The sequence below is a fragment of the Porphyromonas uenonis 60-3 genome, assembly GCF_000174775.1.
In the GTDB taxonomy this organism is placed as follows: Bacteria; Bacteroidota; Bacteroidia; order Bacteroidales; family Porphyromonadaceae; genus Porphyromonas; species Porphyromonas uenonis_A.
The window spans coordinates 1-16,273 of sequence record NZ_ACLR01000111.1 but is presented as its reverse complement, the minus strand read 5'-3'; the positions used below and the strand labels follow the sequence as shown (position 1 = coordinate 16,273).

The 16,273-nt window shown below is 56.4% G+C and carries 9 protein-coding genes; 7 read left to right on the top strand and 2 right to left on the bottom strand.

Annotation, left to right across the window (positions count from 1 at the left end; genetic code table 11):
- Positions 1-146: 146 nt before the first annotated feature.
- The 5 genes from secDF to PORUE0001_RS02765 all read left to right on the top strand — a co-directional run bounded on the left by secDF (position 147) and on the right by PORUE0001_RS02765 (position 6,965).
- Positions 147-3,056: a protein translocase subunit SecDF gene (secDF, locus tag PORUE0001_RS02785; RefSeq protein ID WP_039865415.1), complete on the top strand. Its 2,910-nt coding sequence runs from the start codon at positions 147-149 to the stop codon at positions 3,054-3,056.
- A gap of 253 nt (positions 3,057-3,309) precedes the next feature.
- On the top strand, positions 3,310-3,966 hold the full coding sequence (gene pyrE / locus PORUE0001_RS02780; protein ID WP_007364977.1) for an orotate phosphoribosyltransferase: 657 nt from the start codon (positions 3,310-3,312) through the stop codon (positions 3,964-3,966).
- A 33-nt stretch (positions 3,967-3,999) separates the two neighbouring features.
- Positions 4,000-4,422 carry a hypothetical protein gene (locus tag PORUE0001_RS02775; RefSeq protein WP_007364968.1) on the top strand — a complete coding sequence of 141 codons (423 nt, stop codon included), beginning with the start codon at positions 4,000-4,002 and terminating at the stop codon, positions 4,420-4,422.
- A gap of 42 nt (positions 4,423-4,464) precedes the next feature.
- On the top strand, positions 4,465-4,917 hold the full coding sequence (locus tag PORUE0001_RS02770; protein WP_232501402.1) for a hypothetical protein: 453 nt from the start codon (positions 4,465-4,467) through the stop codon (positions 4,915-4,917).
- Complete coding sequence (locus PORUE0001_RS02765; protein ID WP_007364953.1) at positions 4,914-6,965, top strand: putative porin; 2,052 nt, start codon at positions 4,914-4,916, stop codon at positions 6,963-6,965. Before PORUE0001_RS02770 ends, PORUE0001_RS02765 begins: the two co-directional genes overlap by 4 nt.
- A gap of 41 nt (positions 6,966-7,006) precedes the next feature.
- Here PORUE0001_RS02765 and mfd read toward each other — a convergent pair whose 3' ends face one another.
- Both mfd and folD read right to left on the bottom strand, forming a co-directional pair.
- Positions 7,007-10,351, bottom strand: a complete 3,345-nt coding sequence (mfd, locus tag PORUE0001_RS02760) for a transcription-repair coupling factor (RefSeq protein WP_007364979.1) — start codon at positions 10,349-10,351, stop codon at positions 7,007-7,009.
- A gap of 10 nt (positions 10,352-10,361) precedes the next feature.
- Positions 10,362-11,255, bottom strand: coding sequence for a bifunctional methylenetetrahydrofolate dehydrogenase/methenyltetrahydrofolate cyclohydrolase FolD (gene folD / locus PORUE0001_RS02755; RefSeq protein WP_007364955.1), 894 nt, complete (start codon positions 11,253-11,255; stop codon positions 10,362-10,364).
- A gap of 520 nt (positions 11,256-11,775) precedes the next feature.
- On the opposite strand from folD, the gene PORUE0001_RS02750 reads away from it, so the two are divergent.
- Both PORUE0001_RS02750 and PORUE0001_RS02745 read left to right on the top strand, forming a co-directional pair.
- On the top strand, positions 11,776-14,184 hold the full coding sequence (locus PORUE0001_RS02750; protein ID WP_007364948.1) for a cation:proton antiporter: 2,409 nt from the start codon (positions 11,776-11,778) through the stop codon (positions 14,182-14,184).
- Between the two features lie 2 nt (positions 14,185-14,186).
- Positions 14,187-16,229: an alpha amylase C-terminal domain-containing protein gene (locus PORUE0001_RS02745; protein ID WP_007364965.1), complete on the top strand. Its 2,043-nt coding sequence runs from the start codon at positions 14,187-14,189 to the stop codon at positions 16,227-16,229.
- Positions 16,230-16,273 lie beyond the last annotated feature (44 nt).

The following is a 16,273-nucleotide window of genomic DNA, read 5'->3' as shown; positions in this document are numbered from 1 at the left end:
ATAGTTACGTTTGGGGGCTCTGTAGGGGCGGATGGGAGGACTTTTTCGGGTAATCGGAGAGGTATCTGTTTGTCAGTAGTATATTTTAGCGTAACTTTGTGGCAATCTAGACTACGTGAAATAATAACGATATATCAAATATACTCATGCAGAACAAAGGATTTGTGATCCTCTTCGCCGCTCTACTGACGATTATCTGCGCTTTCTATATCTCCTTTACCCCCGTGGTAAGGCACTACGATCAGAAGGCGCTGGCGATGACCGCAGCTGGCGAGGATGGCAAAGCGTATCTCGACTCAATGGCCAACGAGAAGGTGTGGTTTGGCTACACGCTCAAGAAAGCCCGCAACCAGCAGATAGGCCTCGGACTAGACCTCAAGGGCGGTATGAACGTCGTCCTCAAGGTCAACGGTCGTGACCTCTTGCGCAACCTCTCGGGACATAACCAGTCGCCAGCTTTCATCGAGGCTATCGATAGAGCTGCTAAGGAGGGCGCTAATGACTTCGTCGGGACTTTCGTCGAGGCTTACAAGGAGCTTGAGCCCTCGGGGTCGCTCGCTGTCATCTTTAGCAATGGTCCCCTCCGTGATGTCATCTCGCCTAAGTCGAGCGATCAGGAGGTCATCAAGGAGCTTCAGGAGAAGTATAGCAGTGCTATCGACGCTGCTATCAACGTCCTCAAGACTCGTATCGACCGCTTTGGTGTCGTCGCTCCAAACGTACAGCGCATCGAGGGGCAGGGTCGTATCCTAGTCGAGCTACCTGGTGTCACCGAGCCACAGCGTGTTCGTGAGCTACTGCAGCGCAGTGCGAACCTCCAGTTCTGGCGCACCTATACTTACGACGAAATCGCTAGTGATCTCAATGATGCTAACGATCGTCTCACCGCTATGGCGAATGGCAAAGACCTAACGCCTGCTGACACGACTGCTACCGAGGCTGACTCGACAGCTGTACAGAAACCAGCCACAGGAGGTGTGGAGAATGTCCTCTTTAGCAAGCTCAACATTACCAATCGCGGTACCATCGTTGGCTACGCTCGTCGTGCTGATCTAGACAAGATCGATGAGATGCTCGAGCAGGCTCAGAAGCAAAAGATGATCCGTGAGGATCTGATGCTCCTCTGGGGTAACTCGCCTATCAAGGATCCACAGACGGGCAAGGAGACGGACATCTACGAGCTATACGCTATCCGTGGTAACCGTAATGCGCTCCCCGATCTAGGTGGTGAGGTGGTCACCTCGGCACGTAGTGAGGTGCGTAATGACCTAGGTCAGAACCGTCCCGTCGTCACCATGACTATGAACGATGAGGGCGCTCGCAAGTGGGCACGCCTGACGGGTGACAACATTGGTCGAAGCATCGCTATCGTCCTCGATGGTGTCGTCTACTCTGCTCCTAATGTCAATTCGGAGATTACAGGCGGACGCTCTGAGATCTCAGGTCACTTTACTGTTGACGAGACAACCGACCTTGCCAACGTCCTCAACTCTGGACGTATGGAGGCTTCTGTCGAGATCGAGCAGGAGAGTGTCGTCGGTCCTACCCTCGGTAGCGAGTCTATCCAGGCTGGTATCATCTCCTTTGCGATAGCTATCATCCTACTGATGATCTACATGTGCCTCGCTTACGGCCTCATCCCAGGTCTCATCGCCGATGGCGCTCTGATCCTCAACAGCTTCTTCACGCTCGGTGTCTTAGCCTCTTTCCACAGTGTCTTGACGCTGTCCGGTATTGCGGGACTTGTGCTAACGCTCGGTATGGCGGTGGATGCAAACATCCTGATCTTCGAGCGTATCAAGGAGGAGCTACGTGCTGGCAAGTCTATGACTCGTGCTATCCAGGACGGTTATGGCAACGCTTTCTCAGCAATCTTTGACTCCAACCTCACGACCGTCATCACGGGTGGTGTGCTCTATGCCTTTGGTACTGGACCTATCCGTGGTTTTGCTACGACGCTCATCATCGGTGTCATCGCTTCCTTTATCACAGCCGTCTTCCTGACGCGTATCGTCGTTGAGGCGCTTGATAAGAAGGGTCGCATGGACAAGGTTACTTATACGACCTTCCTCACACGCAACCTGCTAAATAACCCAAGCTTCAAGATCCTCGAGAACCGCAACAAGGGCTTCATCATCTTTGGCTCTATCCTAGTGCTCGGTCTCATCGGTTCATTCGTATGGGGTCTCAATAGAGGTATCGAGTTCTCCGGAGGTCGCAACTATATCGTCGCCTTCGAGCAGCCCGTCTCTTCGGCTGAGGTGCGTGAGGCTCTCACGAAGCCTCTTGAGGAGCATGTCCTCGTCACTTCAATCGGTACGGAGGGCAACCAGGTGCGTATCTCAACCAACTATGGTATCGGCATGGCTCAGGAGAGCGAAGACGAGGAGCTACTCGTCATCGGTAAGGTCTTCGAGGGCGTACAGAAGTTCCTCCCACAGGGTACCACCCAGCAGCAGTTTGTCGACAACTATGTCGTCAGCTCACAGCGCGTTAGCCCGAGTATGTCTAAGGACATCTCTCGTCAGGCTATCATAGCGGTGATTCTCTCCCTGATCTTCATGGGACTGTACATCTTGCTCCGCTTCCGCAACTGGGCCTTCTCGCTAGGAGCCTTCGCCTCTGTGGCTACCACCACGCTACTTATCGTGGCGAGCTACATACTCCTCTGGCAGATCATGCCCTTTACGATGGAGCTGGATCAAAACTTCATCGCAGCGCTACTAGCGATCATCGGATACTCGATCAACGACGTGGTCGTCGTCTTCGACCGTGTCCGTGAGACGCTACACAACTATCCGAACCGTGAGGAGAAGCTTGTGATGAATGAGGCTCTCAACAGTACGCTAGCTCGTACGGTGCAGACCTCCTTCTCGACCTTCCTAGTGGTCTTCATCATCTTCCTACTCGGTGGAGCCTCTATGCGTAGCTTTACCTTTGCGCTACTCATAGGTATCGTCTATGGTATCTTCTGTACGCTCTTCGTCGCATCGCCTATCGCTTACCTAGTACGCAGTAAGCAGCAACGTAAGAAGCTCGCAGCAGCGAAGAAGTAAGCACATCTACTCGCTCTCCTCTCAGAGAGAGCTGTAAAACAAAAGTCGGAGTCTACCCACACTACGTGGATAGGCTCCGACTGTTTGTTGAGGTGCTAGGGTAGGGGGGCACTACAGTTGCCGATAAACTAGGCTCCTCCGCCTAGAAATGCCAACCTCTCTACCCTCTAATCTCTAACTTCTCACCTCTAATCTCTAACATCTAACCTCTAAATTCGTACCTTTGCGGTATATCTAAGATACTTATCCTCTTATGACCTCAAAAGATTCAGTTCAGAAGCTCTCTATCGCCCAGTCGGTAGCTCATCGTTTGCTCGCTATACAGGCTGTCGAGCTTCGTCCAGACGCCCCCTTTACCTGGGCTTCTGGTTGGCTTAGCCCCATCTACTGCGACAACCGCAAGACGCTCTCCTATCCCGAGCATCGTAGCTACATCAAGCAAGCCTTTGCCCTCCAGGTGAGCGACCTCTATCCCGAGGCTGAGGTGGTGGCTGGCGTTGCCACGGGTGCTATCTCGTGGGGAGCCTTAGTCGCAGACGAGCTGGGACTGCCCTTCGTCTATGTACGCTCCTCCGCTAAGGATCATGGCAAGCAAAACCTCATCGAGGGGTACCTACCCGAGGGAGCGCGTGTCGTAGTCATCGAGGATCTGATCTCTACGGGTGGCAGTAGTATGAAGGCTGTCGAGGCGCTGCAAGCAGCAGGTGCACAGGTCGAGGGACTCATGGCGGTCTATACGCACGGCTTCGCCGAGGCTGAGGAGCTCTTCGCCAAGGCAGGCGTGGAGATGCGTACCCTGACCGATTACAATGAAGTCATTCGCCAGGCTGTCTCGGCTGGTTATGTCTCTGAGAGCGACCTTGAGATGCTCGCTCAGTGGCGACAGAACCCGAGCCAGTGGGGACGCTAGCATTACCACACATTAGCTTATACGAGCACTCCTATGACGATACAAAGCCAACCCGTCGCCTCTACTTATAGTTGTGAGGCGATCTACCGTAAGATCAGTGACCTGACCAATCTAGAGGAGCTACATCAGCTACTAGAGGAAAAGCAGGTCAAGGTCTCCTCGCTCACTAGCGACCGCTGCGAAGTACAAGCGCAGGTGATGAAGTTCTCGGCAGACCTTGCGCTCGTTGTCTCCGAGCGTATCCCCACCGAGGAGGTGCGCTATCAGATCGAGCACGACATGCTCCCCGCTAAGGTCTCCATACGGCTCACCCCTCAGGAGAGCGAAGGTAGCACCTTGGTCGTCTCCATGGAGGCAAAGCTCAACCCCTTTATCGCTGGCATGGTACAGCCTCGCCTAGAGGAGGCGGTCCAGTACATTGCCAATATGCTGGGGCAGATACGCTACGACGCATAGTCCAAAGCTAGAACGAAGACCAGGATGAAGGGTGCTCGCACAATGCTTTTATCGCTCATGACGCTCCTACTGCTGGGGTGTCAAGGCGAGGTGCAGTACGCCACGCCCCTGCGTCCAGTGCACTATCCGATCTACTTCGCCAGTGCCGAGGGTCGTGCGCTCATACTCGTCGGGGGTTACCTACGCATCACCAAGCCCTCCACGGCGATCTCCGCCATCGGCTTCGGAGGCATCCTCGTCATTCACGGCTTCGCTGGGAGTGGCACGGCCGATTACTACTACGCTTACGACCTTGCCTGCCCTAAGGAGCTGGATCCGACGAACGCTTTGCTGGTCAATGACAAGCTCGAGGCGGTCTGTCCGAAGTGTCACAGCCGCTTTAGCATCGTCTATGGTGGCGGCACGCCAGTCCAAGGACCTGCGCAGAGTCCCCTCTTGCCTTACCGTGTATTACCCATTGATGGGGGACTATTGATTACAACGCCTGAGCTATGAATAAGCTAGTCCGATACGCCCTCTGCCTCCTCAGCCTATGGAGCCTCCTAGCGACAGCCCTTCAGGCGCAGTCACGCTACGATTACGACATACCGCTACCCGCCTTTGACAAGGATCCCCACGAGCTCCTCTACCGTGGCGAGACGCTCCACAGCTTTCTGATCAATCCCTACACGGGTGCGCTCTATGAGTCGCGTCCCGACACGCTGAGCACGCTCTTTCACGATCAGGTGAAAGCGGAGAGTCGCTCCATCGTGATGGCTTACCTCGGCAACTTGAGGTCTCCGTGGATTGACATGGACTACTTCAACCGCTTGCGCCCGCAGCATCGCTTCCTCTTCGATCAGACGCTCTCGGGCTTCGTATGGGACGAGTCTAGGCGGCTCTTTTATCGGACGAAGACTCCTTTCTCCAAGCTCTTCTATCAGCGCAATGGTGATGCGCAAAGGAGGGAAGAGCAGTTTGACGGAACGATAGCGTTCAACCTCGGCAAGCGCCTAGCGATGGGAGCCGACTTCAACTACACCTACTCTCCTGGCTACTACATAGGCAATCGTACGAAGAGCTCCGACTACCGTCTCTTTGCCGCACTAACTCTGGATCGCTACGAGGCGTATCTCTCGGGCGGAGGCAACTTCGCACGCATTACTGAGAATGGCGGTATCATGGAGGACGGTTATGTCAACGACCCGACACGGGGCAACTCTGGCAGGCGTACGCTGGAGAGCCACGAGATACCCGTTCGTCAGGCGGAGCGTGTCTGGAACGGTATCGACGATGCCCACGTCTTCCTCTCGCAGCGCTACAACTTCGGCTCCTATCGTCCGCGCAGTGCTAGCGATACGCTGACGATCTTTGGCGAGCGTCGCACCGATGCCGACACCACGCGCTTCGTGCCGATAGCCAGTGTGGGGCATATCTTGAGCTTTAGGCAGGGCGTGCATCAATATGTGAACCGCAACCAAGCCACCTGGGAGCAGTACCCCAACCACTACGCCTACATGCACAAAGGTCCCTCGGGTGCGCTCGACTCGCTCTACGTCTTGCCCGAAGATAGCACACGCAGGTGGCAGCTGGACAATAGCTTCATTGTCTCGCTTCGTGAGGGCTTCAGACCGTGGGTTAAGTTTGGTCTAGAGGCGTATGTGCGGCTGGAAAACAAATACTACTACACCCCCGATTCGATCTATCGGGAGCGACCGGGGCACAGCACCATGGATGTAGTCGTAGGCGGACGTATAGCGCGTACCTCAGGGCACTTGCTCAACTTCGATGCGCAGCTCGAGAGCACCCTCATAGGCGAAAACATTGGCTCCATACTGGCGCAGGGCGGTATCGCCACTTCGTTTCGTCTCTGGAGCTTCCCCGTGGGGTTGCGCGCCTGGGGCAACTTTGAGAACCGCCGTCCGGACTACTTCATCCGGCACTTCCACGGCACCTTCCACCGCTGGGACGTGGACTTCGGCTATGAGCGCCGACTAGCCTTCGGAGGGCGACTCACGCTCGACAAGCTAGGCACCTCGCTGAGCGTCGAGACAGCTACCCTGCAAAACCAGCTCTACTGGACTTCGCAAGGGATCGTCCAGCAATGCGCCGACCCGATACAGATCCTCTCGGCACGGCTCCTACATGACTACAAGTGGGGCTGGCTCGCCTGGAGACTGCAAGCTCTCTACCAGCTCTCCACACGTCAGGAGGTGATGCCCCTGCCGACGCTGAGCCTATACGGATCGCTCTACACAGACTTCTTCTACGCTCGCGTCCTGCGCATCATGCTCGGCGTGGACTGTCGCTGGCATACACGATACTACGCCCCTTACTACGAGCCAGCGGTCATGCAGTTTGTCAATCAGACGAAGACGAAGTATGGCAACTTCCCCCATCTGAACGCTTTCGTCAGCTTCCAGCTCAAGCGGGCTCGCTTCTTTGTCGAGTACTACAACCTCGGCGATCTCTTTATCTCACCCTCGGAGCGCTTCTCCGCAGCGCACTACCCGATCAATCCGCCCGTCCTCCGTCTCGGTATCTCCCTCGACCTAAACAAGTAGTACGCTGGGTGCGTCCATTGCGTCACGACAGCGAGGCTCTGTCAAGCGGGATGGGCGAAGAGCGCTTTGTAGAGTGTGGAGAGGATTTTGTCGGCTTGGTAGACGGTGGCAACGTGATGCCACTTGACGCTACGGTGTCCCTCACGGGTCTCGCGCACTTCGCACGCTTTGCCGTAGCTAGCCACGCTCTTGAGTAGTATGTCGAAGGCTTTGCTCTGATAGTACGCCGAGCCACTGGGCGGGAGGAAGAGGATCATCTGCTCACGACGTAGCGAGACCTTGACGATGCCTAGGTGGCTGGCCAACCGTCGCAGACGTGGCACCATGAGAAGCCCCTGTGTCTGCGGTGGCAGGGCGCCAAAGCGGTCGCGCAAGCGATCGGCAAAATCTTTTAGTTCGCGGTCACTCGCCAGCTCGTCTAGCTCACGGTAGAGCAAGATGCGCTCGCTGTCTTGCGGTATGTATTCGTGGGGCAGGGAGAGGTCGAGGTCGGTATCGATCGTGGTGTCGGTGAGGGCATTGCCCAGCTCCGCCTGCTGCTCCGTCTGAGCGGCAAAGAGCGCTGCAAAGTCCTCTTGCTTGACCTCGCGCACCGCTTCCTCAAAGACTTTGCGGTAAGTCTCGAAGCCTAGATCAGCGATGAAGCCACTTTGCTCGGTACCTAATATATTGCCAGCACCTCGTATGTCTAGATCCTGCAAGGCGATACGCATACCACTACCTAGGTCGGAGAGACTCTCGATCGCCTTGACACGCCGTGCAGCAGCCTCCGTGAGGGTGCCCAGGGGCGGGGTGATCAGGTAGCAGTAGGCACGCTGGCTACCACGCCCCACACGGCCACGAAGCTGGTGCAGGTCGCTCAGTCCATAGCGATGGGCGGAGTTGATGATGATCGTATTGACACTAGGCATGTCGATGCCGTTCTCGATGATCGTCGTAGCTAGGAGCAGATCGTACTTGCGCTCGGCAAAGTCTAGGAGTATCCGCTCCGTCTCGCTCGGGGTCAAGCGCCCGTGAGCGATCGCTATGCGAATGCCTGGGACGCACTCCTGGATCTGTCCCGCCACGCCGTGGATCGACTCGATGCGGTTGTGGACAAAGAAGACTTGCCCGTGCCTTGCCAACTCGTAACCGATAGCGTCGGCGATGGTCTCTTGCGACCAGCGAATGAGGCGTGTCGTGACGGGCTGACGATTCCGCGGAGGCGTATTGATATTGGAGAGGTCACGAGCACCCATCAGGGAGAACTGCAGGGTGCGGGGTATCGGTGTCGCCGAGAGCGTGAGCGTATCCACGTTGACCTGTAGCTTGCGGAGCTGCTCCTTAGCCTTGACGCCAAACTTCTGCTCCTCGTCTATGATGAGCAACCCGAGCGACTTGAAGGCGACCCCTTTGCTTAGCAGTCGGTGCGTGCCGATCAATATGTCGACCTGTCCCTCGGCTAGGTCCGCTAGGATGGCTTTCGTCTGCTTGTCGCTCTTAGCTCTCGAGAGGTATTCGATGCGGCAGGGCAAACCCTCTAGCCTCTGGCTAAAGGTCTGGTAATGCTGGTAAGCGAGGATCGTCGTCGGCACCAAGACCGCCACCTGCTTGCTGTCGGCCACCGCCTTGAAGGCAGCTCGTATCGCTACCTCCGTCTTGCCAAAGCCCACGTCCCCGCAGACCAATCGATCCATCGGACGGTTACTCTCCATGTCCGCCTTGATCTGCTCGATCGCTTTCAGTTGGTCGGGCGTCTCCTCATAAGCAAAGGAAGCCTCCATCTCGTGCTGCAGGTAACTATCGGGCGAAAAGGCAAAGCCTGGTTGCTCTTTGCGCGCTGCATAGAGTGCAATGAGGTCACGAGCGATCGACTTGATCTTGGTCTTCGCACGCTCCTTGAGCTTTGTCCAGGCACCCGTGCCTAGTTTGCTGAGTTGTGGCGAACCCTCCTCTTGTGCCTGATACTTCGAGAGCTTGTGCAGGCTATGGATGCTGACGAGGAGCACATCTTTGTTTTGGTAAACCAGCTTAACCACCTCACGTGGCTTGCCGTCTACCTCCGTGGTGAGAAGCCCGTCAAACTGCCCCACGCCGTGGTCGCTGTGGACGATGTAGTCGCCTGGCGAGATGGCGTGTAGCTCCTTGAGCGAGATGGCCGCATCGGCATTGCGTATGCGGTCGCTCTTGAGCTGGTAGTGGTGGTAGCGGTCGAAGATCTGGTGGTCGGTCAGGAGTAAGACATCCAAGTCCTTGTCCTCAAAGCCCTCGTGAACGACCAGCGGCACCCACTCGGGGAGGAGCTCCTCGGCTTCGCGCTCGATGAGTATCTCCTTGAGGCGCTGCGCCTGTGCGGACGACTCGGAGAGGAAGAAGCTCTTGAAGAAGCCCCGCTTGCGCACCTGCAGCTCCTCGACCAATAGGTCAAAGTGGCGATGGATCAAGATCTGAGGCTTCGTCGCAAAGGTGATCCGCTGGTCAACGATCGACAGCCCTTTCGTCGGAGTGCCTAGGATCTTCGTGCGCTGCGCCACCTCAGCCGAGAGTTTGTCTGGGGGGAGTAACAGCTCGCGCATCTCCTCTTGTGTGGCAAAAGCACCTTCGTACTCTACCGCTAGCTCCGCATCGTAAAGCCCTTTCCACTGCTCAGCGAGCGACTCGTAGCGACTGATCCAGAGTTGGTAGTCAGAGGATAGGAGCGTCAGGAGCGAAGTCTCTCCGCCAGAGGCATCGCCTTTGACCTGTAGTGCAGGGGCTATCTCGGCCCGCTCGCACTGATCCACAGAGAGCTGGCTCTCGATGTCAAAGCGCCGTATGCTATCGATCTCATCGTCAAAGAAGTCAATGCGGTACGGGTAGGTGCTCCCGTAAGAGAAGATGTCCACAAGACTACCTCGGTAGACCACTTGACCAGGACTGTAGACGTAGTCCACCTCTTCGAAGCCCTCCTCAAGTAGTCGCTCTCGTAGCTTATCTCGAGAGATCACATCGCCCACGCTGAGCGTGAAGCAACTCTGCGCCACCTCCTGCTGGGAGGGTATCGCCTCGGCAAGAGCTTCGGGGTAAGAGACGATCAGCGGTGTATCGCCCACAGCAAGGCAGGCGAGCAATTCGGCACGCAAGACCTCCTGCGCTGGCTCTCGCTGACCATACTTAATATGTCTATTGAAGGCTGAGGGGTAGTAGTAAGCTTTGACCCCCAGAGCCTCTAGGTCGCCCAGCATATAGCCCGCACTGTCGGCATCCTCGGCAATCACCAGATAAGGGTGTTCACGCGCCAAGGTGGCGAGGATAAAGGCGGGCGCCGAAGCGGTCACCCCCTCGAGCTCTACACACTGATCCTGCTGTAGGGCTTGGCGAAGCTCTACAATGCGCGGATGATCGTGCCAGAGATCGAGGAGGGACATAGGGGAGAGATTACTTCTGGCGCAGTTGGCGAGCCAGGATCGTATTGCGCATCAGCGTGATGATGGTCATAGGACCTACACCGCCAGGCACAGGCGTGATGTAAGAGCAGTGCGGAGCCACCTCGTCAAAGTCGACGTCGCCCACGATGCGCGAGCCACTCTTCTTCGTTGCGTCGGGGACACGTGTGATGCCCACATCGATGACGATGGCGCCCTCCTTGACCATCTCCTTCTTGACAAAGAGGGGGATACCGATCGCAGCGACGACGATATCAGCCTGACGGCAAATGGAGGCAATGTCTTTCGTACGGCTGTGGCAGATCGTTACGGTCGCATTGCCCTGCGCACCCTTCTGGAGGAAAAGCTGAGCGATCGGCTTGCCGACGATGTTGCTACGTCCGAGGACCACCACATGCTTGCCCTCCGTGCTGAGGTTGTAGTGCTTGAGGAGCTCGATAACCCCCTTCGGCGTGGCAGGTACGAGGCAAGGCTCGCCAAGACTTAGGAGTCCCACGTTGATCGGGTGGAATCCATCCACATCCTTGCGGTAGTCTACAGCGTGAATGACCGCCTGCTCGTCAATATGCTTCGGTAGCGGTAGCTGGACGATGAAGCCATCGACCTCGGGATCTTTATTGAGCTGCTCGATCTCAGCGATGAGCTCTTCCTGCGTGATGGACTCATCAAAGCGCTTCGTCAGAGAGATGAAGCCGACCTCCTCGCAAGCCTTGATCTTGCTCGCTATGTAGGTCTCACTGGCACCGTCATGCCCCACGATAATAGCGCCCAGACAAGGCGGGCGCTGCCCAGCAGCGACCATCTGCTGTACCTCCTGTGCGATCTCCTTCTTGATCTCGGTCGCAGTGGTCTTGCCATCTAGGCGAATGAATGATTCTTGTGTCATAGAGTTGTATCTGTATAGATGAATTGCATTGTGCTGCTCGTGCTAGCAAGGTGGCAAAGCCCTCGTCGTGACCTCCACCTCTGCCGAGAGGTCGTACAAAGATACCGAAATCTGAGGGATTAACTCAGACGTAGTGCAACCGCCAACAGTTTCATACGGAAGAAACGCCATGTCTTACCCTGAAAAAGGAGACGTAAAGGTCTAAATCCTTTCGCTCCCGAGGGGCGCTCGGTAGTGCCTGCCGTGTGGCACTGTAGTTTCCTCTCCATGAAACTGTAGTTTCCTCCGTAGGAAACTAGAGTTTCTCCCGAATGAAACTACAGTGCCAAGGAGAAGAAACTACATCTCTCCGCTAAGAAATAACAAAGGCACCCCAAACGGCTTCTCCTAGATCATATCGGTTTCAACGGAGGAATCGCCCAGCGGACTGCTGTGATTTCGTATCTTTGTTCCGTAGGAAGAGACTGCGGGCGTAGTCTTATTGCTACATTTACTGCATAACGAAATAGACGTATCCTCGATGAATACACAACAACGACAGCAAGCGTGGTGGCTCTACGGTGGGCTAATGCTCATCTTCGTGGCGCTCTTGTGGTGGGTTGCTGCGACTGACGGGGCGATGAGTGGCTCCTCGGAGTCTCTCGTCACGGCTCCCGTAGCTACTGCGACAGAGTCCTGGGGCGAAGCGTCCGAAGGGGCTGTGGTAGCACTTGACTTGACCACACCCTCGTCTGCGATGGAGGCCACGCCGTGGCAATCGTTTGTTGGTTCGGTCCGTGCTCATGCTGCTTCAGACATAGGGATGCTACTGATCCAGCTGGTGGTCATCCTGCTCGTGGTACGTGTCGTGGGGTGGCTCTTCGCACGATTGCATCAGCCGACGGTCATTGGGGAGATCCTTGCTGGTATATTGCTCGGACCGAGCTTGCTGGGAGCCGTTTGGCCAGAAGCGATGGAGACGCTCTTTCCGGTGCACAGCTTGGGCAATCTAGAGTTGCTCAGCCAGTTCGGACTGATCCTCTTTATGTTTACCATCGGTATGGAGCTGCGGATGAAAGACCTCAAGGGTCAGGCGCAGCAAGCGTTCGTCATCAGCCAGTCGGGGATTATCTTTCCATTTATCCTAGGCATCCTTCTCACCTATGGGCTGTACAGTCGCCCTGAGCTACTGAGCGAGGGGAGTAGCTTCTTGTCGCTCGCCCTCTTTGTGGGCATCTCGCTCAGCATCACCGCCTTCCCCGTCTTGGCTCGTATCATCCAGGAGCGCTCGCTCTCGCATAGTCACCTGGGGCGCTTGGCGCTCTCGACCGCAGCTATGGGAGACATCGTGGCATGGCTCATGCTGGCTGCCATCATGGCGGTCAGTCAGGGGGGGAGCTTCACGAGCGCTCTCTACAATATGCTCTTCCTCGCGCTTTACTTGGCGGTTATCTTTGGCATCTTGCGACCACTCTTCGGACTCCTCGGTCGACGTGTGAGACATCGTGAGGTACTCTCCAAGTCGCTCATGGGACTCATCTTCATCCTCCTCATGGCGAGTGCTTACTTCACCGAGATCATGAGTATGCATGCGCTCTTTGGTGCCTTCATGCTGGGACTGGTTATGCCGGAGAACCTAGACTTCCGAGTGATTGTCAAGGAGAAGGTCGAGGACTTGGCGCTCCTGCTCCTCCTGCCGCTCTTCTTCGTGAGCTCAGGCTTGCGCACGGAGCTGGGATTGGTCAATACACCTGAGCTGTGGGCGCTCTTCGGCATCTTTACCCTTGTGGCAGTTGTGGGCAAAATGGGCGGTACTTACCTAGCTGCGCGAAGCTGTGGCATACAGCGCCGCGAAAGCCTTTACCTAGGCGCTTATATGAACACCCGAGGGCTGATGGAGCTGGTCGTGCTACGCATCGGACTAGACCTGGGAGTCCTCTCGACGGTCCTCTTTACCATCCTCGTGATGATGACGCTCGTGACGACGATCATGACGGCTCCGACGCTACAACTGATCGACTGGCTCCTCAAGAAGAAGAAAACGCCACAGAGTCTGGAGCACGCAACGGGACAAGTGCTCATCTCCTTTGGTCGTGCCGAGACGGGCGTCACGCTCCTCGAGTTCTTCCATAGGTTGTGCGGAGGTACCGCTCCACAGGTGGCTTGTACGCTGATGCACGTAACCACTGATACGGACATTAGTACCATTGATGCGGAGCACTACTACGCCAGTAGCTTCGCAGCTCCGATGGAGATGGCTAAGCAGCTAGACCTTTCTGTGCAGCGTAAGTATGAGATTGCCGAATCGGTCCCCGAGGCGGTCCTTTCGCACGCCAATCATATCCAGAGCAACCTGCTCCTCCTCGGAGCTAGTGTCAACCTTTCGCAAGACAAGAAAGACCGCGACCTAGTCGCCTATAGCAATAAGTTGACCCGCAGGTGGGGTCTGCTGACTGGTCGCCGTCGCAAAGCTAAGAAAGAGCAGAGCTCGCACTCCTTTGAGGAGCTGATCGCTACCTTTGCTCAGGAGGCGCCTTGCTCTGTCGGCATCTATGTGGACAATGGTCAGACGCCGATAGCGCATCCGCTCGTGCTGATGCAGCGACCTGAGGACCAAAAGCTACTACTCGTTGCCGAGCAGGTGACGCAAAGTGCGGATAGTCCGATCACGCTGATGCCGCTCTCGTTGCATCTCGCCAAGCCTACGGCAGAGCTCTCGGCTCGTGTGTCGTGGAGCGGAGAGACTTTTGCTGAGCAGGTCGACCTGAGCGCTTACGACTTCGCCTTCATCGCTTACGATGCGTGGGCTGCCCTCACGCCAGCACAGCAAGAGCTGCTAGAGCAACTGCCCTCTTACCTTATTCTAGACATTGACGAGGCGACCATTGAGTTGCCGACGATACATCGTCCGACTACAGAGGCCGTCTCTTACCTTGGTAAAGCGTCTTAACTATGAAACGTGAGAAAGACTCTCCTCGCCAAGCTAAGCCGAAGCCGAGCACCCCGCTCTGGGCTCGGCAAGATCCGTGGCTTGCTCCCTACTACGAGACGATAGAGGCGTGGCAAAGCTACGTCGCAGCGCGTCGGCAGCTCTTCGTTGGCTCGCAAAGCCTCTCGAGCTGGGCGTGCGGACACCTTTACTTTGGGCTGCATCGCACCGACGATGGCTGGACAGCGCGCGAATATGCGCCAGCGGCTCAGGCGGTATACCTGCTTTGCGACGCTAACCAGTGGCGCAAAGATCCGAACTATCGATTTGTTGTCAATGAGGAGCGACCAGGCGAATGGCTCCTTGAGCTTCCCGCCACAGCGCTACACCATCTGGACTACTACAAGCTACTTATCTGTACGGACCACGAGGAGCTAGAGCGCATCCCCGCCTACGCTCATTATGTCGTGCAGGACCCGCAAGACTACACCTTCTGCGCTCGTGTCTGGGCTCCCGAAGAACCGTACCTTGTCCAGGCGCCAGCACCTCAACGTCCCGATACCTTGCTTATCTATGAGTGCCACATAGGGATGAGTGGCGAGGAGATGGGCGTGGCGAGCTACGAGCAGTTTCGCACGGAGCGACTGCCCTACATCGTCTCGGCAGGGTACAATACGCTCCAGATCATGGCGGTCCAGGAGCACCCGTACTACGGTTCGTACGGCTATCACGTCTCCAACTTCTTCGCTCCGTCCAGTCGCTTCGGCACGCCCGACGATCTCAAGCGTTTAGTCGATGAGGCGCACGCCTTAGGTCTGTACGTCATCATGGACTTGGTCCACTCGCACGCCGTGCGCAACGAAGCCGAGGGCTTGGCCCGCTACGATGGCACACGGACGCTCTTCTTCCACGAGGGGAGCCGTGGCGAGCACCCGCAGTGGGACTCGCTCTGCTTTGACTACGGCCGTGGCGAGGTGGTCCACTTCCTCCTCTCCAATTGCCACTACTGGCTCACGGAGTACGGCTTCGACGGCTTCCGCTTCGACGGGGTCACCTCGATGCTTTACGAAGACCACGGCTTGGGGCGACCTTTCCTCACTTATGCGGACTACTACAATGGCAATGTAGACCGAGATGCGCTGACCTATCTGACGCTTGCCAACGAACTAATCCACGCTGTCAAGCCCTCGGCGACGACTATTGCCGAGGAAGTGAGCGGACTGCCAGGACTGTGCGAAAGCCAAGCCACCGAAGGCTACGGATTTGACTACCGCCTGGCGATGAATGTGCCGGACTACTGGATCAAACTGATCAAAGAGCAGCCTGACGAAGCGTGGAATCCCGAGAATATGTGGTACGAGCTGCGCAATCATCGTCCCTCGGAGCGAACTATCTCCTACGCTGAGAGCCACGACCAAGCACTCGTCGGAGACAAGACCATCATCTTCCGACTCATTGACAGCGATATGTATTGGCATATGCAGCAGAGCGACTACAACGATCGGGTGATGCGTGGCATAGCGCTCTGCAATATGATCCGTCTGATGACCTTCGCCACGATGTGCGGCGGTTATCTCACCTTCATGGGCAATGAGTTTGGTCATCCCGAGTGGATCGACTTCCCACGTGAGGGCAATGGTTACTCCTACCAGTACGCTCGTCGTCAGTGGTCGCTACAGGCTAATGGCTTACTGCGCTACAAGCAGCTCGCACACTTTGACAAAGGGATGCTTTCGCTCTGCCGCTTGACGCCCCGCTTTGCAGAGCTCTCTGACTACTGCTACCATAGCCATACGGAGCGACAGGTTATCGCTTTCATGCGAGGTGACGGCTACCTCTTTGCCTTCAACTTTAGCCCCACCGAGAGCTACACCGACTACCTCATCGAGGGCGTGCCAGCGGGACAATACGAACTACTCCTCGACAGCGATGCGGTGGCCTGCGGAGGCTTCGGACGTATCGATGCCAGCGTCCTGCACCACACCCGCGCCACCGCTGAGGGAGGCACCGAGCTACGACTCTATCTGCCCTCCCGCTCAGCGCAAGTCTACCAGCGCAAGCGGTGATAGCGGCAAAACAATACGAGTAACCCTTTGTAGGGACGCACGCT

What these genes read in the sequence shown, in the direction of transcription:
- secDF (WP_039865415.1), top strand. Translation starts at nt 147, where the DNA reads ATGCAGAACAAAGGATTTGTGATCCTCTTCGCCGCTCTACTGACGATT.
- pyrE (WP_007364977.1), top strand. Translation starts at nt 3,310, where the DNA reads ATGACCTCAAAAGATTCAGTTCAGAAGCTCTCTATCGCCCAGTCGGTA.
- PORUE0001_RS02775 (WP_007364968.1), top strand. Translation starts at nt 4,000, where the DNA reads ATGACGATACAAAGCCAACCCGTCGCCTCTACTTATAGTTGTGAGGCG.
- PORUE0001_RS02770 (WP_232501402.1), top strand. Translation starts at nt 4,465, where the DNA reads ATGCTTTTATCGCTCATGACGCTCCTACTGCTGGGGTGTCAAGGCGAG.
- PORUE0001_RS02765 (WP_007364953.1), top strand. Translation starts at nt 4,914, where the DNA reads ATGAATAAGCTAGTCCGATACGCCCTCTGCCTCCTCAGCCTATGGAGC.
- mfd (WP_007364979.1), bottom strand. Translation starts at nt 10,351, where the DNA reads ATGTCCCTCCTCGATCTCTGGCACGATCATCCGCGCATTGTAGAGCTT.
- folD (WP_007364955.1), bottom strand. Translation starts at nt 11,255, where the DNA reads ATGACACAAGAATCATTCATTCGCCTAGATGGCAAGACCACTGCGACC.
- PORUE0001_RS02750 (WP_007364948.1), top strand. Translation starts at nt 11,776, where the DNA reads ATGAATACACAACAACGACAGCAAGCGTGGTGGCTCTACGGTGGGCTA.
- PORUE0001_RS02745 (WP_007364965.1), top strand. Translation starts at nt 14,187, where the DNA reads ATGAAACGTGAGAAAGACTCTCCTCGCCAAGCTAAGCCGAAGCCGAGC.